General features: G+C 52.8%; 16 protein-coding genes and 8 pseudogenes. 9 read left to right on the forward strand and 15 right to left on the reverse strand.

The features are described from left to right. Positions 1-32: 32 nt before the first annotated feature. The 3 genes and pseudogenes from rplY to JZM30_RS09830 form a co-directional block, all read right to left on the reverse strand. Positions 33-317 (reverse strand): 50S ribosomal protein L25, encoded by a 285-nt coding sequence (rplY, locus tag JZM30_RS09820; RefSeq protein WP_252318488.1) that lies wholly within the window; start codon positions 315-317, stop codon positions 33-35. Positions 318-489: 172 nt separating this feature from the next. Further along, positions 490-2,256 (reverse strand): annotated as a pseudogene (radD, locus tag JZM30_RS09825) (DNA repair helicase RadD). 3 nt (positions 2,257-2,259) lie between these two features. After that, positions 2,260-2,499, reverse strand: a complete 240-nt coding sequence (locus JZM30_RS09830; RefSeq protein WP_252318489.1) for a YecH family metal-binding protein — start codon at positions 2,497-2,499, stop codon at positions 2,260-2,262. A 227-nt stretch (positions 2,500-2,726) separates the two neighbouring features. Here JZM30_RS09830 and rsuA point away from each other — a divergent pair, with 227 nt between their 5' ends. The 3 genes and pseudogenes from rsuA (at position 2,727) to JZM30_RS09845 (ending at position 5,601) form a co-directional block, all read left to right on the forward strand. Then, a complete protein-coding gene (gene rsuA / locus JZM30_RS09835; protein ID WP_252318490.1) occupies positions 2,727-3,428 on the forward strand; it encodes a 16S rRNA pseudouridine(516) synthase RsuA in 702 nt (233 codons plus the stop codon). Positions 3,429-3,655: 227 nt separating this feature from the next. Beyond that, positions 3,656-4,776, forward strand: a pseudogene (locus JZM30_RS09840) (Bcr/CflA family multidrug efflux MFS transporter). Positions 4,777-5,241: 465 nt separating this feature from the next. After that, positions 5,242-5,601 (forward strand): annotated as a pseudogene (locus JZM30_RS09845) (YejG family protein). Between the two features lie 36 nt (positions 5,602-5,637). Here JZM30_RS09845 and yejF read toward each other — a convergent pair. The 9 genes and pseudogenes from yejF to mtr form a co-directional block, all read right to left on the reverse strand. Next, positions 5,638-7,233 carry a microcin C ABC transporter ATP-binding protein YejF gene (gene yejF / locus JZM30_RS09850; protein ID WP_252318492.1) on the reverse strand — a complete coding sequence of 532 codons (1,596 nt, stop codon included), beginning with the start codon at positions 7,231-7,233 and terminating at the stop codon, positions 5,638-5,640. 1 nt (position 7,234) lies between these two features. Then, positions 7,235-8,260: an ABC transporter permease gene (locus JZM30_RS09855; protein ID WP_252318493.1), complete on the reverse strand. Its 1,026-nt coding sequence runs from the start codon at positions 8,258-8,260 to the stop codon at positions 7,235-7,237. After that, entirely contained in the window at positions 8,257-9,351 is a 1,095-nt protein-coding gene (locus tag JZM30_RS09860; protein ID WP_252318814.1) for a microcin C ABC transporter permease YejB, read from the reverse strand. Before JZM30_RS09860 ends, JZM30_RS09855 begins: the two co-directional genes overlap by 4 nt. Positions 9,352-9,360: 9 nt before the next feature. Beyond that, entirely contained in the window at positions 9,361-11,172 is a 1,812-nt protein-coding gene (locus JZM30_RS09865) for an extracellular solute-binding protein (RefSeq protein WP_252318494.1), read from the reverse strand. 311 nt (positions 11,173-11,483) lie between these two features. Next, positions 11,484-12,063 (reverse strand): annotated as a pseudogene (mepS, locus tag JZM30_RS09870) (bifunctional murein DD-endopeptidase/murein LD-carboxypeptidase). A 421-nt stretch (positions 12,064-12,484) separates the two neighbouring features. Continuing rightward, entirely contained in the window at positions 12,485-13,186 is a 702-nt protein-coding gene (locus JZM30_RS09875) for a phosphatase PAP2 family protein (RefSeq protein WP_252318495.1), read from the reverse strand. Between the two features lie 38 nt (positions 13,187-13,224). Beyond that, a pseudogene (locus JZM30_RS09880) lies at positions 13,225-14,212 on the reverse strand (CobW family GTP-binding protein). Positions 14,213-14,284: 72 nt separating this feature from the next. Next, entirely contained in the window at positions 14,285-14,857 is a 573-nt protein-coding gene (yeiP, locus tag JZM30_RS09885) for an elongation factor P-like protein YeiP (RefSeq protein WP_252318496.1), read from the reverse strand. Positions 14,858-14,987: 130 nt separating this feature from the next. After that, complete coding sequence (gene mtr / locus JZM30_RS09890; protein ID WP_252318497.1) at positions 14,988-16,238, reverse strand: tryptophan permease; 1,251 nt, start codon at positions 16,236-16,238, stop codon at positions 14,988-14,990. 211 nt (positions 16,239-16,449) lie between these two features. Between mtr and JZM30_RS09895 the strand changes: the two genes are divergently transcribed. After that, positions 16,450-16,704, forward strand: coding sequence for a YkgJ family cysteine cluster protein (locus tag JZM30_RS09895; protein WP_252318498.1), 255 nt, complete (start codon positions 16,450-16,452; stop codon positions 16,702-16,704). A gap of 19 nt (positions 16,705-16,723) precedes the next feature. Here JZM30_RS09895 and JZM30_RS09900 read toward each other — a convergent pair. Further along, positions 16,724-17,903: pseudogene (locus JZM30_RS09900) on the reverse strand (sugar efflux transporter). Positions 17,904-18,323: 420 nt separating this feature from the next. On the opposite strand from JZM30_RS09900, the gene fruB reads away from it, so the two are divergent. Genes fruB through fruA form a run of 3 tightly spaced genes read left to right on the forward strand, consistent with a single transcriptional unit; the run spans position 18,324 to position 22,094 of the window. Next, on the forward strand, positions 18,324-19,451 hold the full coding sequence (gene fruB, locus JZM30_RS09905; protein WP_252318499.1) for a fused PTS fructose transporter subunit IIA/HPr protein: 1,128 nt from the start codon (positions 18,324-18,326) through the stop codon (positions 19,449-19,451). Beyond that, positions 19,448-20,389, forward strand: coding sequence for a 1-phosphofructokinase (gene fruK, locus JZM30_RS09910; protein ID WP_252318500.1), 942 nt, complete (start codon positions 19,448-19,450; stop codon positions 20,387-20,389). Before fruB ends, fruK begins: the two co-directional genes overlap by 4 nt. 16 nt (positions 20,390-20,405) lie before the next feature. After that, positions 20,406-22,094 carry a PTS fructose transporter subunit IIBC gene (gene fruA, locus JZM30_RS09915; RefSeq protein WP_252318501.1) on the forward strand — a complete coding sequence of 563 codons (1,689 nt, stop codon included), beginning with the start codon at positions 20,406-20,408 and terminating at the stop codon, positions 22,092-22,094. Positions 22,095-22,151: 57 nt separating this feature from the next. Here fruA and nfo read toward each other — a convergent pair whose 3' ends face one another. Then, positions 22,152-22,994, reverse strand: coding sequence for a deoxyribonuclease IV (nfo, locus tag JZM30_RS09920; RefSeq protein ID WP_252318502.1), 843 nt, complete (start codon positions 22,992-22,994; stop codon positions 22,152-22,154). A 113-nt stretch (positions 22,995-23,107) separates the two neighbouring features. After that, positions 23,108-24,218, reverse strand: a pseudogene (locus JZM30_RS09925) (YeiH family protein). A gap of 57 nt (positions 24,219-24,275) precedes the next feature. Between JZM30_RS09925 and JZM30_RS09930 the strand changes: the two are divergent. Together JZM30_RS09930 and JZM30_RS09935 are read left to right on the forward strand one after the other, a co-directional pair. After that, positions 24,276-25,080: pseudogene (locus JZM30_RS09930) on the forward strand (LysR family transcriptional regulator). Positions 25,081-25,223: 143 nt separating this feature from the next. Continuing rightward, a complete protein-coding gene (locus JZM30_RS09935) occupies positions 25,224-26,699 on the forward strand; it encodes an amino acid permease (protein WP_252318503.1) in 1,476 nt (491 codons plus the stop codon). The last annotated feature ends 10 nt before the right edge of the window (positions 26,700-26,709 follow it).

The raw sequence follows: 26,709 nt of genomic DNA on the forward strand, positions 1-26,709 counted from the left end.
ACTCGCAGCGTCCCACGGGTTTCCCCAAACGATTAAGCGCGAACTAAGTCGATGTGAGTCAGTTTCGGCTTGTAAGCGTGACGCTGAACAGCCTGAACTTTCACTTTTTCTTCTTTACCATCGACAACCAGGGTCAGAACTTCGCCGTAAAAACCTTCTTTAGCTTCCAGGTTTTTAACGCTGTCGTGATCCAGGGCGATAGATACCGGCGCTTCCGCACCACCGTAGATGATGGCTGGGAATTTGCTGGCTGCGCGCAGGCGGCGGCTCGCACCCTTACCCTGCTCTTTACGTACTTCTGCGTTAATAGTGATCATGATTTTCTCTATTTTAGAAAATACACCTGCTACAGGCGACCCAGCAACAGGTTAGGTTATTCGCAATGGGATGTGTTATTCACAATGGAACAGATTTGCTTTTGCATGACAAAAGCGGGCTGCATTCTAACGGAATATCCGCGTGGCGGCAAATGAAACCGTGTTACGCCAGCTAGCGTAATTCATTGGCGCGGCGAAAACGGCCTTCATAATCAAACAGTTTTTCCCTCACTTGCCAAAAGCCTTGCCGCTGTTTGCCTTGGCGTCGCGCCACGACAAAGTCCGGCGCACGCAGGGCGGCCTGTTGGCGCAAGATATCCTGTGCGTATTGCCATGTCAGCACTAGCCCCGGCGCACGTTGGTGCACCCGTAAAAACTGCTGAGTAAATACGCAGCGCTGGGCAGGCGTATGCAGGCGAAAACGTTCGCTGACGTCCGCGCCGTCTTCATCAACATAGGTGATCTTTAGCATTCACCTTTCTCATCCTGTCCAGTCGTCATCTGCATGCCGCTACAGCGCAGCACCAGGGCATCTTTCAACTTGAGTGCGGCTTTTAGCATGTCGTCAGGATCGACCATAATGTGATCGCATTGGTGGCAACGGCGCGCGGCAATGTCATTTTCGGCACCACATTCCGGGCATACTTTAAAGCGGAAACGGTTAATCGCACTGCGTTCGAACACCGTTGTCGTCTTCTTCATAGCCCTGGCAGCGGCGACCATAGTGTTCGACGATATCACCCTCCGCCGTGGTTTTTCCCAAAAACAGGTTGGCAAAACCGCACTGCGGGCAAAGCACCTGTACCGGCTGGCTCCCGCTGTGCGGTTTATGGCTGCCTACTTCCGGCATATACAAATCATGGGTATTCCCTGCGTAATCCAGAATCAGGCAATCCGTTTTTCCTAGCGATAGGCGCAGGCCACGTCCAACGATCTGCTGATACAGGCTGACGGATTCCGTCGGGCGCAGGATAGCGATGACGTCAACGTGCGGCGCATCAAAGCCCGTCGTCAACACCGCCACATTGACCAGATAGTGCAACTGTTGCTGCTTAAAGGAAGCGATCAGCGCATCGCGTTCTGCGGCAGGGGTTTCCCCGCTGATAAAAGCGGCTTTTTCTGAAGGCAACAGACTGTGTATTTCCCGGGCGTGCTCCACAGTCGCCGCAAAGATCATCACGCCTTTACGCTCAGTGCCGTAGCTGACTATCTTATTGACAATCTGTGGCGTCACGCGCTGCTGCCGTCGTAATTCACGGTTGAGTTCCGCTTCGTTGAACAGGTCGTGGGACTGCACGCTCAAACGACTGAAATCGTATTGCACTACTGGCATATCCAGGCGCTGCGGCGGTACCAGAAAGCCGTGTTTGATCATGTAACGCAGCGGGAGTTCATAGATACAGTCGCGAAACAGGCATTGTTCATCACCGCGAATCATGCCGTGGTAGTGATATTGATAAATCCAGCCTTTGCCAAGGCGGTAAGGCGTTGCGGTAAGGCCGAGCAGGCGCAGTGCGTGGTTTTGTGCGCGCAGGTGCGTAATGATTTGCTGATATTGACTGTCATCGTCATCGCTGATGCGGTGACATTCATCGATGATCAGTAGCGAGAACTGGGTAAAGGCAGGCAGATTTCGCGCCACGGATTGCACGCTGCCAAACATCACTTTGCCTTCGCTGCGGCGTTGGTTAAGTCCGGCAGCAAAAATGTCGGCATCCAATCCCCAGGCGCAATATTTAGCGTGATTCTGTTCAACCAGCTCTTTGACATGCGCCAGCACCAACACGCGCCCTCGCGCTAACCGCGCCAGTTCGGCAATCACCAGACTCTTTCCTGCGCCGGTGGGCAGTACGATCAGCGCAGGGTGTTGATATTGGCGAAAATAGGCCAGCGTGGCGGAAACTGCCTCCTGTTGATATGGGCGTAAGGTGAACGCCATGGCTTAGTGTTGGCAGATCTTGCTGGCTGCCGTGTTAAACCCTGCTTCCTGTGGGATAAACTTGCCTTTGTTTGCCAGAAAATCCACCAGCATGGCCGCGCTTATGTCGGCAGCGGAGCAGGTATGAAAGCGTGCGTCGGCACCGAAACGCGCTTCAGTGGCGGCAATCAGCCCCTCAGTGGTGTAGGATTCGGCAGAATCCAGCATCATATGCAGTACTTCATGACTGTGAATAGATGACATCGTGTGCTCCTGTAATAACCCTGAAAATAAAAGATGTATTTATTCTATATTTTTATGCGCCAGGGGCGAACCATCGCCTACGATTAATGAAAAGCAATCGCACATTTTGTGCGTATCCATGATCACAGATGGGGGAAAACGTCGGACATTCTAGGAGCAATCGTCATCACTCGCTATACTATGGCATGATTTTCCTTCCTTAACACAGACAGGCACTTGATTTTCTCATGCGATTGGACAAATTTTTATCCCAGCAACTCGGGATCAGCCGTGCATTGGTAGCACGGGAGCTGCGTGCGCAGCGCGTTACCGTTGATGGTGAGGTGGTTAAAAGCGGCGCATTCGAATTGGCACCTGAACATCAGGTTGAGTTCGATGGCAACGCGCTGGTGCAGCAGAATGGCCCGCGCTACTTCATGCTTAACAAGCCGCAAGGGTACGTGTGTTCAACGGAAGATCCGGATCACCCGACCATTCTCTATTTTATCGATGAGCCAGTTGCGCCCAAACTGCATGCTGCGGGTCGACTGGATATTGACACCACCGGGCTGGTATTGCTGACTGACGATGGACAATGGTCGCACCGCATTACATCGCCCAAGCATCACTGTGAAAAAACCTATCTGGTCACGCTCGAACTGCCGCTGGCAGAGGATACGGCACACCAGTTTGAGCAGGGGGTGCAACTGCACGGTGAAAAATCGCTGACCAAACCCGCGCAACTGGAAAAGCTGGATGACCATCAGGTCCGGTTAACCATCGGGGAAGGGCGCTACCACCAGGTCAAACGGATGTTCGCCGCCGTGGGAAATCGCGTGGTTGAGTTACACCGTGAGCGCATTGGTGCCATTGCACTGGATGACACGCTTGAGCCGGGCGAGTATCGCGCACTGACGGAAGAAGAAGTGACCAGCGTTTTGCCGCATTGAGCCGATTTGCGCCATACTGCATGCAGTATGCGTTATGCGCTTGTCATCCACCTGATGTAAACACGATGCGCCGCTGAACCGGTCATCAAGCCTATTTCAACCGTCACCGTGGTGGAGACCTGCCGCTGCGGTGAATTTTTTTGTTTTGCGGGCAACACTCTGGGAGACATGCAGTGGGGAAAGCGCCATCACATATTGGCTTGATTTTTATTCTTGGCTTGTTGTCGATGCTGACACCGTTTGCCATCGATATGTACCTGCCGGCGCTGCCGGTGATTGCCAAAGAGTTCGGCGTGGAGCCGGGCCAGGTGCAGATGACGTTAAGCGCCTACATCATGGGGTTTGCTATCGGTCAGTTATTCTACGGCCCGATGGCGGACAGCCTGGGACGTAAACCCGTCATACTGGGGGGGAACGCTGGTCTTTATGTTGGCTGGCGTGGCCTGCGCGCTGGCGCAAACCATTGAACAGCTCACCGTGCTGCGGATGCTGCACGGCTTGTCTGCGGCTGCGGTGGTGATTAATGCGCTGATGCGTGACACCTTCGCCAAAGATGAATTTTCGCGCATGATGTCATTTGTGATGCTGGCCATGACGGTCGCACCGCTGTTGGCGCCGATGTTGGGCGGCGTGTTGCTGCTATGGTTTAGCTGGCATGCGATTTTCTGGACGCTGGCCGGGCTGTCACTGATTGCCTCGGTGCTGGTGATGCGCTTTGTCAAAGAGTCGTTGCCGGTAGAAAAACGCCAGCCGTTCCATTTTCGTACCACTGCCGGGAATTTCGCCTCGCTGTTTCGCCACAAAAAAGTCTTTAGCTACATGGTGGCAAGCGGGTTTTCGTTTTCTGGCATGTTTTCTTTTTTAAGCGCTGGTCCTTTTGTCTATATCGATCTCTACGGTGTGTCTCCGCAACATTTCGGCTATTACTTTGCCCTGAACGTGGTCTTTCCGTTCCTGACCACCTACACCAATAGCCGTGTGGTGCGCCGCTTGGGCGCGAATCAGATGTTTCGCATCGGGCTGCTGATACAGTTTGTTGTCGGTATTGCGTTGGTGGTTATCTACGCGTTGGATCTGGGCTTCTTGCCGTTGGTGTTGGGAGTGGCTATATATGTCGGCTGTGTTGCGATGGTGATGTCAAATGCCATGGCCGTGATACTGGATGATTTTCCGCATATGGCGGGCTGCATCCTCGCTAGCTGGCACGCTACGCTTTGGCATGGGCGCACTGGTCGGAAGCCTGCTGTCACTGGTGAGTTTTACCAGCGCCTGGCCGATGATCGTCTCCATGTCACTCTGTTCCGTTGCCGCCTTCCTGCTTTACGGTTACGCAGCCCGCTCTCGCTGATTCCGTCCCTTTTTTCCGTTTGCCGCAGTGATGCGGCAAACGGAACCCTCTCGTTGCTGACATTTAACGTCGGGCTCCATTATTTTGATCTTTCCTTTTTGTTCACGGTCAAGTGTTATCGATGTCACATTGTCTTTTTTTAGAATGTTGTTCTATAAATGTAAAATGTATGGTGTATGATTTAAAAGTAAACAATGTAAATAAAAGGGGTTGAGATATTGTAGGGAAAGCGTTAAATATAGGGCAACCTATAAAATCTTAAAATGTGATCAACGTGGCATTAATCAGTATTGCAATCATTTCCATTCGCTAAGAAGGGTGACTTATGATTATTGCAACGCGGATTCTTGTAGAAATGCTCATTCAGCAGTGCCGCCATATTCGGACACTAAGAGTAAACGTTTTTTCTTTGACGCCAATGTCATTGCGTTTGTTCACCATCATCATACCTGAGGGAAAGTAATAGTGGACACTCTCCAACTTTCGGTAGTGCATCGTTTGCCGCAAAGTTATCGTTGGCTATCGGGCTTCGCTGGTATCAAGGTGGAACCGATTCCGCTGAGCGGTATTCCCCTGCGGGGACGAGATTAGGACAACAACCTGATTGGCTTTAAATTATTAAGCCACGACGGTGAAATGGCCTGGGTTATTTTACGTCAGTTGAACCAGTCCCTGGCTGAAATTCAGATTGATTGTGCCGTGTTGGAATGGGAAGGGGAACCCTGTCTGTTTTTACACCGTGATGATGAAAGTACAGAATTGTGTCGTCTTAAAAATGTGGGCGTCGCCATCGCGGAACCCCTGAGTGCGCTCTATCCGTTTTAAACGCCATGCTTCTGCCATGACATGGCGCGTGTGCCTTTATAGGGTAGCCATGCGCAGCAGTTCTTGTGTATAGGCGCTCTGAGGCGCGGAAAAAACTTGTTCACAACGCCCTTGTTCTACCACCTCACCTTGACGCAGTACGATAACCTGATGGCACAGCGCACGCACCACATGTAGGTCATGGCTAATGAACAGATAAGCCAGTTGGCGTTTTTGCTGCAAGGTTTTCAATAATGTCAGAATCTGCGCCTGTACGGTTCTGTCCAGTGACGAGGTGGGTTCGTCAAGGATCAGTAGTGCGGGTTCGAGCACTAGCGCCCTGGCGATAGCAATACGCTGCCGCTGGCCACCGGAGAATTCAGACGGGTAGCGGTGACGAAATTCGGGATTAAGGCCGACTTCGCGCATCACCTCAATAACCCGCTGTTCTCGATCGGAGGCACTCATCTTCTGGTGCACTTCCAGCCCTTCTTCGATAATTTGCAGCGCGGTGCGCCGTGGATTCAACGACGAATTGGGATCCTGAAACACCACCTGGATCTGGCTACGCAGTGGTAACATTTGACGGCGATTAAATTGGTGCAGCGGTTGTTCATCAAACACAATGTTACCGCGTGAGGCGATGAGCCGTAACAATGCCAGTCCTGTAGTACTTTTCCCTGAACCGGATTCCCCCACCAGTCCCAGACTTTCGCCACGACGTAAGGTGAAATTCAACCCATTGATGACGGTTTTTTCTGCCACTGTGCGGCGCAATAGTCCACGCTTAATGGGAAATGAAATCGAGAGCTTTTCTACGCGTAGCAGCGTCGGTGTATCATCCGGCAGAGGCAGCGCGGAACCGGAGGGCTCGGCATCCAGCAACTGTCGGGTGTAGCTGTGCTGCGGCGCGGCGAAGAGGTCGCGGCAACGATTTTGTTCTACGCAGCGCCCACCCTGCATTACGGCAACCTTGTCTGCCAGTTGCTTGACGATATTCAGGTTATGCGTGATGAACAGCAGGCTCATACCCAACTCGTGTTTCAGTTCACGCAACAAGGTGAGGATTTGTGCCTGTACGGTGACATCTAGCGCGGTAGTTGGCTCATCAGCAATCAGCAAATCTGGCTGCATCAGCAGGGCCATCGCGATCATCACCCGTTGGCGTTCACCGCCCGACAGTTGATGAGGAAAGTCTTTCAGGCGCGTCTGTGCCTGTCGTATGCCAACGCGATCCAAACAGGTAAGCACTTCACTGCGCGCAACGTCTCGTGTCATTGCACGGTGCAACGTCAACACTTCCATCAATTGCTTTTCAATGCTGTGCAGCTGGTTCAGTGACACCATCGGTTCTTGGAAGATCATGGCGATACGGTTGCCGCGCAGTTCGCGTAACCGTGTTTCTGGCGCATGCAGCAGCGATTCGCCGTCAAACAGGATATCCCCTTGAGGATAGATAACCGGTGGATAAGGCAGCAGGCGCAGCACCGACAGCGCAGTGACACTCTTGCCCGAGCCGGATTCACCCACCAGCGCCAGCGTTTCACCGCGCTCGACGTTTAAGGATACTGAATCCACCACTTGATGCACCTGCTCACCCTGGTGAAATGCGATGCTGAGATCCTGAATCTGTAACAGCGGAGTTGGGTTCATATCAATGTGCCTTGCTGGGATCAAAAGCGTCGCGCACCGCTTCGCCAATAAAAATCAGTAACGACAACAGGGTTGCCAACACCAGAAATACGGTAATGCCGAGCCAGGGAGCCTGAAGATTGTTCTTGCCCTCCAGCAGCAGTGCTCCCAGTGACGGCAAGCCGACTGGAAGTCCAAACCCCAGAAAATCGAGCGATGTCAGGGTAGTGATTGAGCTGCACAAAATAAAGGGCAGAAACGTTAACGTCGCGACCATGGCGTTAGGCAGCATACTGCGCATCATGATTACCCGATCGCTTACCCCCATGGCCTGCGCCGCGCGAATGTAGTCGAAATTACGGGTTCGTAGGAATTCGGCGCGTACCACGCTCACCAAGCTCATCCAACCAAACAGGATAGTGATGCCCAGCAGCCACCAGAAATCAGGTTGGATAACACTGGACAGCAAGATAATCAGGAACAGGGTCGGCATACCAGACCAAACTTCGATAAAGCGCTGCCCCCACAAATCGAGCCTGCCACCGTAGTAACCCTGCGTTGCGCCGACCACAATGCCAATCAGGCTGGAGAACAAGGTCAGTGAAAGCCCAAATAGCAGGGAAATGCGAAAGCCGTACAGCACTTGCGCTACCACATCTTTTCCCTGACTGTCTGTGCCGAGCCAATTCAGTCCGGAAGGCGGGGAGGGGAATGACTGGGTAGTGGCATAGTTAATGGTATCGTAGCGATAACGGATCGGCGGCCAGATACTCCAGCCATGTTGCGCGATACGCGCCGCCACGTAGGGATCGCGAAAATCCGTGGTGGTGGCAAACTGGCCGCCGAAGGTGGTTTCAGGGTAATTCACCAGCAACGGCGTATAGAAACTGTTGTCATAGCGCACCAGCAGCGGTTTGTCATTGGCCAGCAGTTCGGCGAACAGGCTGAGGGTAAACAACACCAGAAAGATCCACAGTGACCAGTAGCCACGGCGATTGGCGCGGAAACGGGCCCAGCGCGCCAAATTTATTGGGCTGATTCGGCTCATTGGCGTCCCTCAAAATCAATGCGCGGATCGACCAGTGTATAGGTCATATCGCTGACAATATTCACCAGCAGACTAATTAACGTGAAGATATAGAGCGTACCAAACATCACCGGGTAGTCGCGTTGCGGTGTGGCATCATAACCCAACAGACCCAGCCCGTTGAGTGAGAACATCACTTCAATCAGCAGCGAACCGGTGAAAAACATGCCGATAAAGGTCGCCGGAAACCCGGCAATCACCAGCAGCATGGCGTTGCGGAAGATATGGCGGTACAGAATGCTGTTTTCGTCCAGCCCTTTGGCTCGTGCGGTGACCACATATTGCTTGCGAATCTCGTCCATAAACGAGTTTTTGGTCAGCATGGTCAGAGTTGCAAAGCCGCCAATCACCGTTGCCAGTACGGGCAGCGTGATGTGCCACAGGTAATCGGTGATTTTACTGTACCAGGGCAGGGTGTCGAAATTACTCGATACCAGTCCGCGCAGCGGGAACCAGTCCAGATAGCTGCCGCCGGCAAACAGCACAATCAGCAAGATGGCAAACAAGAACGCCGGGATAGCGTAGCCGACAATAATCAGGGTACTACTCCAGGTATCAAACGGTGTACCGTTCTTGACCGCCTTTTTGATGCCAAGCGGGATTGAGACCAGATAAATGATCAGCGTGCTCCATAATCCCAGCGTGATAGAAACCGGCATACTCTGCTTGATAAGCTCCATCACCGAGGAGCCGCGAAACAGGCTATCGCCAAAATCCAATCGGGCATAGTTCCACAGCAGCGTGAAATAGCGCTCGTGAATCGGCTTATCAAACCCATAACGTTTGGTGATTTCCGCAATCACCTCTGGGTCCAGCCCGCGAGCGCCACGGTAGGCATTTTCCACGGTCAGCGTGCCACCGCCGCTGCGCGCCATCGCCCCATCCATGCCGCCACCGGCACCAAACCCGCTGCCCTGACCCATCTCGATGGTGGCAATGGCCTGATCAACCGGGCCACCTGGGGCTATCTGCACAATGAAAAAGTTAATGGTAATAATGGCCCACAGCGTGGGGATCACCAGCAAAAGTCGGTGTAGTAAATAGGTTCCCACCATGGCTCCTTAACGGCGTTCGGGCGGCAATGACTCCGCCCGCTGTGCATCGTACCACCAGCTATCCAACCCTAACGTATAGGCCGGTCGGGTTGCTGGCATGGCGAATTTATCCCAGTAAGCGTAGCGATCGTGATTGGAATACCACATGGGGATCATAAATTGATTCCAGGTCACCACCCGATCCAGCGCGCGGCCTAATACCAGCAATTCCGCCTTATTGCCTTGATGCGCATCGATTTGCTCAATAAGTGCATCAATGGCCGGATCGCTCACGCCCGCCGTGTTATAGGTTGAGTAGAGGTATTTGGTATGCCAGCCAAATTTCAGGTTGCCATCCGGGTAAATTCTTGCCGGGTAAAGGCGGGCGAGCATATCAAAATCCCGGGCACGCAGACGATTGGTGAACTGCCCGCTGTCAATCAGGCGCAGCTTCATGTCGATGCCCAAACGTTTGAGATTTTGCTGGAACGACAGTACGTACTGCACGTTGGCAGCGCTGGGGAGCAATAATTCGAAGGTAAACGGTTGTCCGGTTTTGCGGTTGACCAACTTCTGGTTTTTCAATTCCCAGCCCGCGTCCTCAAGCAACTGTAAGGCTTGTTGCCAATGGGCGCGATCGTAGCCGCTGCCATCACTCTCTGGTGGTTGAAAGCTGGGGCCAAAGACTTCAGGCGGTATTTTGTCCCTGAGCGGCTCCAGCCATTTTAATTCCTCTGGGCTGGGAGTAGTACCTTGCGCGGCATATTCTGTGTTTTGGAACAGGCTGTTAACGCGTTGATAGGCGTTGTAATAGAACGCCTTGTTCATCCAGTTAAAATCAAAATTAAGCCCAATGGCTTGTCGGATGCGGCGATCCTGAAACAGCGGACGCTCAATATTGAACACCAGCCAGCGGGTATCCAGCGCCGCTTGATTCGTCCGATCGCGCTTGACGATATAACCCCGAGCGAAGTTACCGCCCTGATACTGCGTTGCCCAGTGCTTGGGTGATCCTTCGACACGCAGATCGAAAGCGCCCGCTTTGAACGCTTCCAGCGCGACACTGTCATCCAGATAGTAGTCGTAACGGATTTGGTCGAAATTATTCAAACCGCGATTCACCGGCAGATCAGCTCCCCAATAGTCTTGTACCCGTTTGTAGGTCACATATTGGCCGGTGCGGTAGGAGGTGATGCGGTAGGGGCCACTGGCCGGTGGGGGATAGGGCAACGGATCGGCAAGACTGTGATTTTTCCAGAAACTTTCAGGCATAACGGGCAATGTCAGCAGTCCCAGCAGCCGTTCTTTATCCGGCTCAGGCATTTCCAGCCGCACGGTGCGCGGCGCGATAGCGGTCACCGTGACGCCTTTGTACACCACGCGGAACTGTGGAACCCCTTGCGTCATAAACATATTGAAGGTGAAGGCCATATCAGAGGCTAAAATCGGTGAGCCGTCGTGAAACGTGGCTTTGGGGTTCAGTTCCACTTCCATCCAACGAAAATCGTCAGCATGGCGTGCATGCAGTGCAATCAGCGGGTAAAAGCTACCCGGCTCATCATCAGATGAAGTAAACAGCGTATCGTACAGGCGTTCGGTACGCTCAGTCGCCACGCCGCGTAACGCAAAACGGTTGAAGTTATCATACGTTCCCAGAGCGCTGAGCGTGATGCTCCCCCCTTTGGGCGCGTCAGGATTGACGTAACCAAAATGCGTGAATCCCTCGGGATATTTAGGCTCTCCCAACAAGGCGAATGAGGTGTTCTGTTGGATGGTGTCGGCAAGGGCTCCCCAACAAAGAGAACCGAGCAAAGCCAGGGTGGCCACACGTTTTAGCATTGCGCTGTGTTTCTCCTGCAAAGCCGTGCAATGATCTGGCATCAGACCAAAGTTGCGGTGATTTTCATTTGGATCACTTGAATATAGGTCAAACCGATGTTGCCGCCTATGGGTAATAGGTCAGCGCGTCCCTTTTTACCATGAAAATTACGCGTAACCTACTTTATATTAGAGAGTTGAACAGCTTTTCATCAAGCGTTACGTTCAGCCTGGAGCGCGGCGGTTGGTGTATGCCTCATCATGATAAAAAAACGCCGCTGATTAAGCGGCGCTCTGTTTTCGTTTCGTTTTGCGCATCAAGAGAAATGTGACTAACTGGTCATACCGTTAACTGGTGGCACCTTTGCTGAAAATGCGGAACGTTTGTTCCAGTAGGCATCGTCCATGCTGGAAATCATCAACACCCGCACGGGTGGAGGCATGAACAAACTGGTTATTACCAATGTAGATGCCAACGTGACGACCGGTGGAACCAGCCCGGAACAGCACCAAATCGCCGGGGCGAAGTTTGCCGCGCTGAACCTGAATGCCCGATTCCTGCTGTTCATAAGTCGAACGTGAGAGTTCCATGCCAAATTGTTCACGGAAGGTACGTTGAACAAAGGCAGAACAATCAATACCTTTGCGGCTGTCACCGCCTAAACGATAACGTACACCTTTCAAACTGGCATATTGATCCATCAGTTTGGATTTGATGTCCAGGTTACGCACCATGGCTTCAAATTCGTCCTGAGAGGCCTGCAATAAAAGACTGTCTTTATCATTTATTGCAGAACGATCAGTTTGTGCTTGATGAGATCCTGTGTTTGTACAGGCAGATAGCGCAAGTGCCATCGCCAACGCGGAAATTGCCCGCCAGATATATCTCAGGCTCGGTTGAGATTTGACCATTATCGTTATGTTCCCTTGATTTCCTTAACGACCACCATCGTCATGTATGCAACTACGCCATATATAAACGCCGAAACGAAACTAGGGTCAGACTAAAACAGAGTTTTACCTGGACCAACCACTTGAGGATGAAAATGTGTGGAATAGCACATAATTTCTTCCATTCCAAGAATAACCGCGTTCGGTAAAACTCAAACTTTACCGAGACTACCATAACGCGCCGGCGATTGCGAGCCTTTTTATGGAAATTCTTTATAAGAATTAATGATGTAATAAATCGTAAATTTGCGGATGGGAGTTATCCTAAAAAAACGCGGTAACCATAACGCAAACAGATGACATCCAGTGACAGCCCGGCATCCAGGCGCTTGAGGCCAGAATGCCGGTGTAGTTGGGGGACGGTGCGTTAAAGAGGGGGCTTTTAGCGACGGTAACGTGCTGGTAATGAACGATGCAAAAAATTAATCATTGCATCGCTGGCCGGCGAGATCAGCCACCAGCTTAGTGCCACCAAAACCACAGACAGGGAACCCACCGCGATGTCTGTAAACCAGTGGGCACCGATCATGACACGCGGTGCGGTAAAAACAACCACGATGACCAATGAGATCAAAAATGAACGGCGCGGAAAATAGCGCAGCATAAAAGCGGAGTAAATCATCAGCATCATGCCATGGTCGCCAGGGAAGCTGTCGCGGGAGGCATCTTTAGTCGGCCAGCCGGTCAGTTCGCCAACCCAATTGATATCACTAAAGTAATAGGTTGGGCTGGCGTGCTGTACTGGCAGCAAGTGGCCCAACTGATTCAGCACCACGGCGGTAATCAGCATGACCACGCCTATGATCAGTAAACGCTGGCGTTCAGTGCTATCCCCGCGCTGGTAATGGTAAAAATAAAGTAACCCCATCGCCAGCAGCGCACAGGCATCGAAAGCGCGGTTGTTGGTGATAGCGACCGTATACAGCAGCAACGGACTGGTTGCCAGTTGCTGGTTAAAGTAGAAGAAGATGGCGCTGTCGAGGGTAAACCAGAATCCGTGATTAGCGGGAAGATACCAGGAAAAGAACAGCGCCACACCTGCTGCGTTGAGCAGTGGAATGGCGAAAAACTGACGTTGTGACATGCAACAAGCTCAAAATATTAAGAAAGAACATTTCTATTCTATTCCTGAAAACTTAAACGATAGTTCAACAGCTGGCTTTGGAACTGATTCCACGGTGCCGATGCGGTGTGAATTAACTCAATCCGGCTGTCTAGCGGGAGAAGCTGTTTGGTTTCAATATGCAGGTCCAATCCCTGCCGATTGATAATCAATGTACCTTCGGGAATGCGCATCACTCCTTTAATGCGGTCGACCGGCGTCAACCGAACCCAATCCAACAGTGCGGCCGTGGAAAACTGCGTTTCTGGGGAGAAAATCCAGCCACAGGCAAAGTAACCTTGCCCTTCATTGAGTGCACGGCGCCAGGCTTCGCCGCCTGGCAGGCGCAATGCGGCCAATCCACGTTCTGAAGCATGGGAATGATGGTGCGCACCATCAGGAAGTTCGCGCGTATTGCGGCGTGGCTCATCAAGCAGTGACACATCGATTTCACCCTGTGCGGCGCTCACGATAGAGCAATCGCTTGCTTCGGCCTGCTGCCAACGCTGTAGCGCGGCGATGTCGTCTGTGCTGTAGGTATCTTGCTTGTTGGCAACGATAATGTCTGCCGCGGCTAACTGATCGCGAAAGTTTTCGTTTTCACTATAACGTGCGTCCTGTAACTGCCGCGCATCTAACAGGCAAAGTGATGCCTGCAAACTGATCCAGGGTTGATAACTTTCAGTGGTGAGCAACGAAAGAATCTGCTTTGGATGTCCTAAGCCGGTCGGTTCGATCAGTAAGCGGTGCGGTTTCTTTTGTTGCAGCAGCATATTCAGGCCAATCTGCATCGGCAGACCGTTCACGCAGCACATGCAACCGCCGGGGATCTCTTTCAATACAGCGCCGCTGTCAGACAACAACGCACCGTCGATGCCAATTTCACCAAATTCATTGACCAGTACCGCCCACACTTCATCTTCGGGTTTTTGTGTCAGCAGGTGGCGAATGGTGGTGGTTTTTGCCGCTGCCAAGAAAGCCAGTGATCAGGTTTACTTTGGTCAACACATCAGACTCCGGAAATACGATTAAACGGGGGAGGCGAGAGGCGCTCCAGTCAATGACCGGCGCGCGAGAGACTTAGTCGGCGCGGCCCATATAGCGACGCTCGGCGATATGAATACGAATGTTTTCACCTGCGCTCAGGTATTCTGGCACCTGAACCACCAGACCGGTGCTCATGGTCGCCGGTTTGTTGCGGGCGCTGGCTGAAGCCCCTTTGATGCCTGGTGCGGTCTCTACAATTTCCAAATCTACCGTTTGCGGCAGTTCCAGCGCCAGGATTTGTCCATCCCAGGTCAGCACCTGAATGCCAGGCATCCCGCCTTCCGGTATAAACAGCAGTTCATCTTCAATTTGCTCTTTTTTGAAGATATACGGCGTGTAATCTTCATCATCCATAAAGACGTACTCATCACCGTCCACATAGGAGAAAGTGACAAAACGGCGTGTCAGGGTGATGGTATCGAGAATGTCGTCACCCTTGAAACGTTCCTCAACCTTCAGGCCGGTACGTACATCGGAGAAGCACATTTTGTACAACGTGCTGGCACCGCGAGCGCTGGGACCTTGGATGTCGACATCCTTTACCAACAGCAGCTTGCCACCGTAATTGATCACCATGCCACGTTTGATTTCGTTCGCTCTTGCCATGAAAAAACCCTGTTATAAAGAAAAAGACATTTTGTGGCGACACGTTACTCGCGCCGCTGAATTCAGGCAAGCGGCATTTTATCATCCGCTCGCGCATTCATCGCTGTCGTTCTATTTTATAGCAGGTCGGTCAGGCGTACACCGGCAGAGCGCCCAATAGTGTAAGCAGGTGCGCCACGATGTTAATGGCGCCAAACGCCAGAACGATAACCACCAGACACATTCCACCTGGTGCACGATAGGTCGTGCTATCAGGAGCAAAGCGCTTGCGGGCGGCGACCACCATACAGGCGGGAATAATCACTGCCCACAGCGTCGCCGCCAGCCCGGCGAAACCGATGGCATGCAGAAAACCATCCGGATACAGCAAGGCGGCAAGTGTTGGCGGAATAAAGGTAATGCTGGCTGCCTGTGTTCGGCCTCGTGGTGTATCTGCCAGTGAAAAAGAGTCTTGAATATAATCAAACAGTCCCAGGGATACGCCGAGGAACGAACTGGCCAGTGCCATATAAGAAAAGGCGTTCAACAAGGGGATTAGATAGGCACTTTGCGCAGCGTTGCCCATGTGCTGAAATAAATTACCGATGTTGCCGCCCTCGGCGACCACGGCTTTAAATTCTTCACGTGGAATGTTGCCTTGAATTACATACTGCCACAGTAAATAGATTGCCAGTGAAAGTAAGGTGCCGTAGAACAGGCTGCGCGCCACTGTGCGCCCGTCTTTGTGATAGTACTTCACCAAACCGGGCACATTGCCATGGTAGCCAAAAGAGGCCAACAGGTAGGGTAACGCTGCCAGTGCATAGGGAAAGTATGGCGCATCCGCGGGCGCGCTCATCAACAGACAATGGTGGTTGACCTGAGTGAGCAGGTCGCTCACTGACAGCACAAAAGTAATCACCATACCGCCAATCAGAAGAGTGCTTAGCCGATCCACGGCGCGCGTGGAGAGCCAGACAATAAAGGCAACCAGTAGAGAAAATATTAACCCTGATGTAGCGTGCCCTATGGGAAAAACATCTGCCAGCGTGTGCGTGATGATTGAACCACCCGCTGAGATATAGGCATAGGTTAAAATATAAAGTACAAAGGCCACGGACAGACCGTTCAGGGTATTCCAGTGTTTCCCGAGCAGATCTTTCACCATGATATGGAAGCTGGCACCGGCGGGGTAGTGCAGGTTGGTTTCCAGGATCATCAGTCCGGAGGCAAACATGCAAAACCAAGTGGCAACCAGCAACAGCACCGAGCCACTAAACCAGACACCGGCGGTAACAATCGGAATAGAGAACATGCCTGCACCTACGGCAGTGCCAGCAATGATCATGGCTCCGCCAAAGGCAGAGCGCGAACGAGAAAGCGGGAAAACGTCGGCTGACATTGCAGCTCCAAGGTAAAGTCATTGTACTAGTTTAATGATGCGAAAAACTTATGGTTAAGTAAATCGTAGATCTGCCAGTAAAACGTGAAATAGCCAACGCTTATGACGATAAAGGCGGGGGAAATGGTGAATTTCTCTGCATTGCGCTGGTGTTATCGGGCAAATTTGCTAGGCTGGAGCAGCCATTAAACCCGCCTTGAGAGTAAACAGGATGGAATGTCGTTCAGGCTGTGGGGCCTGCTGTATTGTCCCGTCAATCTCCAGTCCGTTGCCGGGAATGCCGGAGGGGAAACCCGCCAACGTACGCTGCCTGCACCTTGATGCCGCGATGCGCTGTGGCTTGTTTGGCTCGCCGTTGCGAACTGCGGTGTGCGCGACGCTGCAACCGCAGGCGGAGATGTGTATGACAACGCGTGATGATGCGCTGACTTATCTTTTACTGCTTGAGGCAGAAACGGCTCCCTGATAGGGGCCGTGTCGTTTGTTTATACATCCTTGATTTTCCACATACAGTAAGCCGCTCCCACACTCATCAGCAGGGAAATAGAGAAGACGGCGTGATAACCCCAAAATTGTGCCACGATGCCGGCCAGCGATCCGGAAATGATCCAACCCACGCGTGTGGTGTTGGTAAATAGCGTGGTGGCGGTGCCCGCTTGTCCTGGCATTAAATCCTGAAAATAGAGCATGCCAATACCCGCCAAAATACCGATAAAAATGGCGTTCAGCAGTTGTAATCCTAACAGCACCCACTCTGCGCTGAACAGCACCAGCCCGACATAAAAAAGCAGTCCTGCGCCGACGGCAATGTGCATCAAAATGCGTTTACCAACGCGTTTTGCCACATAGCCCGCAATCAACATAACAGGAATTTCCAGCCCGGCCGCCGTGCCCATAATGATCCCGGCCAGCTTCTCAGACAGCCCCAGTGCGTTGACTACATATAAAGGCATCGTGATCAGGTAAACCCCGTTACAGGTCCACATGGCGGTGCGGGCGAAAAAAAAGCAGCAGCGTGTCATGTCGATTCTGACGCGGCGATGTCAACGTCGTGTCTGTTTGCAAGGCCGATTTCGGCATTGAGGGGAGCAGAAAGGTCACCAGCGAGCCACACAGCAAAAATACCACTGCTGCGGTGAGGTACATCACTGGGAAGCCAAAACCCAGCGCCAGGGCAAAAGCCACTGGCGGGCCGATCACCCAGGACAGGGAGATCTGGGCACGCATCACTGAGCTAAACATCGCGGCTTCGCGCCCGGTACGATCGGCGTGCTCGCGCGCCAACGCGAATAGCTGTGGGTTAGCGGTCGAACCAAAGCTTGAGAGAATGACGCCGACAATCAGCAAGATAAAGTAATTACGGTTCCAGGCATACAGCACGCATCCCAGTGCACCCAGTATGCAACAGTGCAGAATCAGTCGTTTACGGTCGCCCTGCTTGTCGGAGCGTGTGGCCAGCATTTGGCTCACGACAATGCCGATAACAGCACTGCCCGTGTAGTAGAGCCCCACCATCAGCGGGTTTACTTTCACTTCGGTCGAAAGGAACAGGCTCAACGTTGGCAATTGCAATGCCCCGGCAATACCGATCAGGAAAGCAATGACCAGGAATGCAGAGGAGGTCAGATCGGGCTGACGCCGCAATACGGAGTTCAATATAGACATAATTAACAATCTAGGGCAGTGCGTTTGTGTGTCAGAAAACGTATGGAAGATACGCGCGTGCAAAAAACGTGCAAGATGAGAGTCAGTGCTGTTTGAGTCAGAAAATGCAAACCGTGATACCACAGCGCCCGTATTTTACGCGAGCTGTGCGCTTTCTGAAAAGATGTTTCATCTTTTTTGCTTCAGCAAGCCTTCAGCTGGTGCGACTTTCTACTATGAATTCAGCATGCTCAATGGCTAAAATGTGCGTGATGTCAAAAATTCATCACATGAAATACGTGGAATATTTGCATAAAAGCAACATTAGGCCCAGACTCAGTGAAACGTTTAAGTCATCCTTTTTTTGCATTGTTTGCCATTCGTGGCCTTATATCTTCATTTGTTTGCTGAAACGATTCAACAAAAGCGGAGAGGAGCGTCATGTTCCAGTTATCACAGCAAGACATTCATATGGGTGCGGCTGCCAGCGATAAGCTGGACGCTATCCAGCAAGTGGCGGCCGCACTGGCTGCTGCCGGGTGTGTCAGCCCGGCGTATGTCGATGGAATGTTGCAGCGTGAACTGCAAACGTCGACCTATTTAGGTAATGGTATTGCTATTCCACACGGCACAACTGATACGCGCGATCTGGTGCTGAAAACCGGTGTTCAGGTGTTTCAATTTCCGCAGGGGATAGCCTGGGGAGAGGAGACCGCCTATGTGGTGCTGGGCATCGCAGCTCGCTCGGACGAACATCTGGCGTTATTGCGTCAACTAACCCATGTGCTGAGCGACGAAAACGTTGCAGCGCGTATGGCAAAAACCGCGTCAGCAGAAGAGTTGCGCAGTTTGCTGATGGGGGAGCAGCAGAGCGCGGATTTCCGTTTTGATACCTCGTTGATCACGTTGGACGTTGCCACTGACAGCCTGCTGACGTTACAGGCGCTGAACGCGGGTCGTTTGCAGCAGATCGGTGCCGTTGATGCCGGGTTTGTCAGCGCGGTCGTCAGCCAGAAGCCGCTTTATCTGGGACAAGGCGTGTGGTTGAGCGATAACGCACAGGGCAATCTGGCGAGTGCTGTCGCTGTAAGCCGCCCAGTCGCGTTCACCGCCTATGACGAGCCGGTGGCGCTGCTGATTACGGTTACTGCTGCGGATGAACAAGCGTTGGCCCCTATCGATTATTTAAGCAACCTGTTGATCGCACAGAAAGCTGAACGCTTGCTGAATGCTGATGCTGCCACGCTGCTGGCATTACTGACCAGTGACGTACCGGAAGAAAGCGATGTGCTGACCGCAGATTACACCATCCGTAACGAGCACGGGTTGCACGCACGTCCGGGGACCATGCTGGTGAATGTTATCAAGCAGTTCACCAGCGAGATCACGGTGACCAACCTTGATGGTACCGGTAAGCCGGCCAACGGGCGCAGCCTGATGAAGGTGGTGGCTCTGGGCGTTAAAAAGGGCCATAAGCTGCGTTTCACCGCAGCGGGCAGCGATGCTGAACAGGCATTGGCGGCGATTGGCGAAGCAATTAATTCTGGATTAGGAGAGGGCGCAGCATGAGCAGGCGAGTTGCCACCATTACCCTGAATCCCGCGTATGACCTGGTGGGATATTGCCCCGAAATTGAACGGGGTGAAGTCAACCTGGTGCAAACGGCGGGTCTTTACGCCGCGGGCAAAGGTATTAATGTTGCCAAAGTGCTGAAAGACCTCGGGATTGACGTCACGGTGGGTGGATTTCTGGGCAAAGACAATCAGGACGGCTTTCAGCAATTGTTCAGCGAACTGGGCATTACCAACCGTTTTCAGGTTGTCCCCGGTCGCACGCGTATCAACGTCAAGCTGACAGAAAAGGCCGGTGAAGTGACCGATCTCAACTTCTCCGGGTTCGATGTCACACAACAAGACTGGCAGCGCTTCGTCAATGACTCGCTCAGTTGGTTAGGGCAGTTCGACACGGTTGCCGTCATTGGTAGCTTGCCAGCAGGCGTCGATCCGGATGCGTTTACAGATTGGATGTCACGTCTGCGGACCCAATGTCCTTGCATTATTTTCGACAGCAGCCGTGAGGCGCTGGTAGCGGGGCTGAAAGCCGCGCCCTGGTTGGTGAAACCCAATCGTCGTGAGCTGGAAATCTGGGCTGGCCGCAAGTTGCCCACGCAGGAAGATGTGGTAGACGCTGCCCATGCGCTGCGTGAGCAAGGTATCGCTCATGTGGTGATCTCGTTGGGGGCGGAAGGTGCTCTGTGGGTTAATGCCTCGGGTGCCTGGTTGGCCAAGCCACCGGCTTGCGATGTTGTCAGCACCGTAGGTGCCGGTGATTCCATGGTCGGCGGATTGATTTATGGCCTGTTAATGCGTGAATCGAGTGAACACACCTTACGACTGGCAACCGCAGTGGCTGCGCTGGCCGTAAGCCAAAGCAATGTTGGCATTACCGATCGACCTCAGTTGGCCGCGATGATGGCGCGTGTCGACCTGAAACCCTTCAATCACTAACAGCAAGAGATAGATCATGAAAACGCTGCTGATAATAGATAAATCACTGGGGCTTGCCAGAAGCCACCTGGTGAAAAAACTGCTCGGCGCGGCGGCTGCGAAAGCGGACCTGACGCTGACTGACAAGATCGATGAAAGCGAACTGGCGATAGTCCTGGGCGGTGCACTGTCTGCTGACAGCGCGCTCAATGGCAAAAAGGTGTATGTCGGTGATGTTGAACTGGCAGCAAGTCAGTCAGAACAATTTCTGACGCAGGCAAAAGCAAAGGCGGAGCCGTATCAGGCCCCTGCGGCGGCTACGGTGAGTGCACCTTCAGTGCCGCGTATCGTGGCGGTGACGGCGTGCCCGACTGGCGTGGCTCACACCTTTATGGCGGCAGAAGCCATCGAGCAGGAAGCGAAAAAACGCGGCTGGTGGGTGAAAGTGGAAACGCGCGGCTCCGTTGGCGCGGGTAACGCTATCACGTCGGAAGAAGTCGAGCAGGCCGATCTGGTTATCGTGGCAGCGGATGTTGAAGTGGATCTGTCGAAGTTTGCCGGCAAAAAAATGTACCGCACCTCAACCGGTCTTGCGTTGAAGAAAACGGCGCAGGAACTGGATAAAGCGCAGGCGGAAGCTACCGTTTACCAGCCAACAGCGCAAAGCGGTGCACAACCAGCCAGTGCCGGACAGAAAAAGGGTGGCACTGGACCGTACCGCCATTTGCTGACGGGCGTGTCCTATATGCTGCCGATGGTGGTGGCTGGTGGTTTATGTATTGCGCTTTCTTTTGTGTTTGGTATCGAGGCGTTTAAACAGGAAGGCACGCTGGCTGCACACCTGATGAAGATCGGGGGCGGCTCCGCGTTTGCTCTGATGGTTCCGGTGTTGGCGGGTTATATCGCATTCTCCATTGCTGACCGTCCCGGTCTGGCACCGGGGATGGTCGGCGGCATGTTGGCCGTGAGTACCGGCGCGGGATTCCTTGGTGGCATTATCGCTGGCTTCCTGGCGGGTTACCTGGCGAAAGCGCTCAGCGACCATATCAAGCTACCGCAAAGCATGTCAGCCCTGAAGCCGATACTGATTATTCCGTTGGTGGCGACGCTGATTACCGGCCTCATCATGATCTACGTGGTAGGTACTCCGGTGGCGAAGATCCTGACGGGCTTGACCAGTTGGTTGCAATCCATGGGCACGGCTAACGCAGTGATTCTGGGTGCAATCCTAGGCGGCATGATGTGTACCGACATGGGCGGTCCGGTGAACAAGGTGGCCTATGTATTTGGTACCACACTGCTCAGTAGCCAGATTTACGCGCCGATGGCGGCCGTTATGGCCGGAGGCATGGTTCCGCCGTTGGCGATGGGCCTTGCGACGTTGGTGGCCGCGAAGAAATTCAGCGCGTCCGAGCGTGAAGGTGGTAAAGCAGCGTTTGTGCTCGGCCTGTGCTTTATCTCTGAAGGGGTGATCCCTTACGCTGCCCGTGACCCGATGCGCGTACTACCGTGCTGTATTCTGGGCGGAGCCGTTACCGGGGCGCTGTCGATGGCCGTGGGCGCACATCTGATGGCACCGCATGGCGGGTTGTTTGTGTTGTTGATTCCAGGAGCGATCACGCCGGTACTGGGCTACCTGTTCGCGATTCTGGCGGGCACTGCGGTGGCGGGTCTGCTGTATGCCGTGCTGAAACGCCCTGATGAACAGTTGGTGAAAGCGGCGTAAGCGGTAAGTAAGAACTGAACGTAATACATAAACGCCAGCCGTAAGGCTGGCGTTTTTTTATGCGGATTGTGCCTTTAGCCAGACAATTTCATCAGCCCAGATATCAGGATTCACGGTTTCCAGAATCAGGGGAATACCGTCAAAACGCGGGTCGTGCATGATATAGCGGAAGGGCGTGTGCCCGATGTTTCCGGCACCCAGACTGTGGTGGCGATCGACGCGGCTGTTAAAGGTACTTTTGGCATCGTTCAGGTGCATACCGCGCAGATAACCAAAGCCCACGGTACGATCGAACTCGGCAAAGGTCTCATCACAGGTGGCGTCGGTGCGGATATCATAGCCACCGGCAAAGGCGTGGCAGGTATCAATGCAGACCCCTACGCGGGTTTTATCCTCGACGTCCTCGATGATTGCCGCCAGATGTTCAAAGCGGAATCCCAGGTTGGTGCCTTGGCCTGCGGTGTTTTCGATGACTGCCGTTACGCCTTGAGTGGCATCGAGAGCGATATTGATCGACTCAGCAATGCGTGCCAGACAGTCACGCTCATCAATCTGTTTTAAATGGCTGCCGGGGTGAAAGTTAAGTAATGACAGCCCCAATTGTTGGCAACGCGCCATTTCATCAATAAAAGCGCTGCGTGATTTCTCCAACGCCTCTGTGTACGGGTGACCGAGGTTGATCAGATAGCTGTCGTGCGGAAGGATCTGCCCAGGTTGGTAGCCGTACTGCTGGCAGCCGGCCTTAAACTGCGCAATGACCGTTTCGGATAACGGTGCGGCCTGCCATTGGCGCTGATTTTTGGTGAACAAGGCAAATGCGGTTGCCTTAAGTTCGTGGGCTCTGATGACCGCCTGATCCACACCGCCGGCAGCGCTGACGTGTGCGCCTACATATTTCATGCTGTTCTCCTTATTGCTCTAGCGCACAGTATGCCACTGTTATTAACCAAAGGTGATCGCTTGAGCTAAAAAGCGTAACAACATGCTAACCGCACGGCGCGCAAAAGGCGCATTTATGCCAACAACGCCGTGATGCCAAGGTTGATACTGGCACCGCCGACAATCAGCCAGATAAACAGTAATAGCGCCAACAGCAACGGTTTGGTACCTGCACGACGTACGGCGCTGAGGCGGGTTGTCACGCCCAAGGCGCCCATAGCCAATAACAGATTATCGATCTGGTTGACGGTGGTTAACCAGGTATCCTGCAGCCAATGGAGCGAATTAAACCCGGCTACGGCGATAAAACCAACGGCAAACCAGGGGAAGGCCATTGGCGCTTTTTCTGTTGTGCTGCTGGTGCGGCGTTGCAGAAATCCCCCCAATAGCATCAGAAATGGAGCCAGCAGCATGACGCGTAACATCTTACTAATCACTGCGGTGTTTTCGACCTGCGGTGAAATGCTGTGGCCTGCCGCTACAACCTGGGCTACTTCATGTACGGTGGAGCCAATATAAACGCCGAACATCTGTGGCTAGATGGGCAAATAGTCGCCAGTCACGGCCAGCGCATAGAGACAAGGATAAAGAAACATGGCGATAGTGCCGAAGATGACAACGGTGGCGACAGCAATCGCGACGCTGTCGCCCTATGCCTTGACCGTTGGCGCGGTGGCAAGCACCGCAGCGGCACCGCAAATGCTGCTGCCTGCACCGATGAGATATACTGTTTTGTCATCAAGGCCAAGCAGGATTTTACCGAGATAACAGGCAAGAAGAAAAGTGGATGTCAGCATCAATAACGAGTCCGCTGATACCCAGCGCAGCGATATGTTGCAGGCTGAGACGAAAACCATATAGAACAATGCCCAAACGCAGCAGATGATGCTTTGACCAATTAACACCCTCATCACAGTAGCGTTGTAGGCGTGGGTAAAGTGTGTTGCCAATAAATGCGCCGCCCACCATGGCAAGGGTCAGTGAACCCAATCCCATGTGGGCAACCGAAGGGAGCGCGGCCAGTTGCAGAAACCCGGCGGTCATAATGGCAATAAAAAGCAGGCCAGGTAGCTTGCGTAAAAGCGGGTGGGTAGATTTATCACCTTGAATTATAAAAAGAGATGCCATTGTAATACCTGTTTGAAGTCGAGCTAACCTGGAACACAGCCTATGATTAGTGGCCATAAAAGAGAAATTGATTATATGCTTATAACCTATTGCTCTTTCCGATAAGGGCTAACGATGCACATCACGTTAAGACAACTTGAAGTTTTTGCAGAGGTCCTGAAAAGCGGATCGACCACACAAGCGTCCGTTATGCTGGCCCTTTCTCAGTCTGCCGTGAGCGCAGCGTTGTTGGATTTAGAAGCGCAACTGGGCGTACAACTGTTCGATCGCGTCGGTAAGCGGTTGGTGGTAAATGAGCATGGGCGATTGCTTTATCCAAAAGCGCTGGCCATCCTGGAGCAGTAGCTGGAGATAGAAAAAATGTTCCAGCAAGAGAATGGTGCGTTACGCGTGTTCGCCAGCCGTACCATTGGTAACTATCTGTTGCCTGCCATGATTGCCCGCTATCGCCGTGATTATCCCTCCATCCCTTTTTGAGCTGCACGTGGGCAACACCCAGGATGTGGTGACGCAGTCCTGGCTGGAGGATGAACTTGTGGTCTTTTGCGCCCCTGAGAATCCCCTCGTACAGCAGACGCTTACCGTCCCGATGCTGGCTGAAGCACCGTGGATCTTGCGTGAACGTGGCTCAGGCACGCGGGAAGTCTTGGATCACCAGCTCTTGGCACAATTACCCCATTTTAAACTGGTGATGGAGTTGGGGAACTCCGAGGCGATCAAGCATGCCGTGCGTCACGGCATTGGTATCAGTTGCCTGTCACGTCGTGTCATTGCCGATCAGTTGGCTGCGGGGTCACTGGTGGCGTTGCAACTGGAGCAACCGCGCTTGGTGCGCACACTTTATCTGGTGCACCACAGACAAAAACACCTTTCCAATGTGTTGCAACGCTTTCTGGAATACTGCCAGCCAGCAAAGTAGGGTTGACTGCGGCCATTCGACTTTCTTATTACTAATGATGGCGAGGCAGTTATGAAGCTCTCTTATAACTCGATAATGATAGCGATTCTGTAGAAAACGATTTGCTACAATCCCGCCTCATTTTAGATAGAGCGCAGGATATTATGGCTCAGCAACAATTACATAGCACATCTCAGGGCGCGCCTACGCTGCGCCGTGAGCTTAAAGCGCGGCATCTCACCATGATTGCCATTGGCGGATCCATCGGCACCGGACTGTTTGTCGCTTCAGGCGAGACCATTTCGCAGGCAGGCCCCGGTGGGGCGCTGCTTTCCTATGCGCTTATCGGGCTGATGGTCCACTTTTTGATGACCAGCTTGGGCGAACTGGCCGCGTTTATGCCTGTCTCTGGTTCGTTTTCCACTTATGGCGCCAAATACGTAGAAGAGGGCTTTGGCTTCGCGCTCGGATGGAACTACTGGTACAACTGGGCGGTGACGATTGCTGTCGATCTGGTCGCGGCGCAGTTGGTGATGGGCTACTGGTTCCCCGAGGTTTCCGGCTGGATCTGGAGTGCCCTGTTTTTAGTATTTATGTTTCTGCTTAACTACATCTCGGTAAAAGGGTTTGGTGAGGCAGAATATTGGTTCTCACTGATCAAAGTGGTCACCGTCGTGGTCTTTATCGCCGTTGGCGTGTTGATGATCGTCGGCATTCTGCGCGGTGCAGAGAACGCAGGCTGGCACAACTGGCAAATTGGCGATGCGCCTTTTTCTGGTGGCTTCTCCGCGATGATTGGCGTGGCGATGATCGTCGGTTTCTCCTTCCAGGGGACCGAGTTTATCGGCGTAGCGGCGGGTGAGTCAAAAGATCCTGCGCAAAATATTCCACGTGCCATTCGTCAGGTGTTCTGGCGTATATTGCTGTTCTACGTGTTTGCCATTCTGATTATCAGCCTGATTATTCCTTATACCGACCCCAACTTGCTACGTAATGATGTAAAAGACATTACGGTTAGCCCGTTTACATTGGTGTTCCAGAATGCCGGGTTGCTGTCGGCGGCGTCGGTTATGAATGCGGTGATCCTGACGGCGGTGCTATCTGCGGGTAACTCCGGAATGTACGCTTCAACACGTATGCTCTTTACTCTGGCGCAGGAAGGCAAAGCGCCGCGTATGTTTGCCAAACTCTCGAAAGGCGGCGTCCCGCGCAATGCGCTGTATGCGACCACCGTTGTGGCGGGACTCTGTTTTCTGACCTCGATGTTTGGTAACCAAACGGTCTACCTCTGGCTGCTGAATACCTCCGGCATGACCGGTTTTATTGCCTGGCTGGGGATTGCGATTAGCCACTATCGTTTCCGTCGTGGCTATGTGCAGCAAGGGTTGGATCTTAACGCGCTGCCATACCGCTCGGGATTCTTTCCGATTGGGCCGATCTTCGCGTTTGTGCTTTGTCTGCTGATCACCCTGGGGCAAAACTACCAGGCATTTTTGCAAGATAACATTGACTGGTATGGCGTCACCGCAACCTATATTGACATTCCATTATTTTTGCTGATTTGGTTCGGTTATAAATTGTCTCGCGGGACGCGTTTTGTTAAATATTCAGAAATGACTTTTCCTGACTTTCACAAATAACGGTTAAGCA

Origin of the sequence: Candidatus Symbiopectobacterium endolongispinus (assembly GCF_018777385.1) — a bacterium.
GTDB lineage: Bacteria > Pseudomonadota > Gammaproteobacteria > Enterobacterales > Enterobacteriaceae > Symbiopectobacterium > Symbiopectobacterium endolongispinus.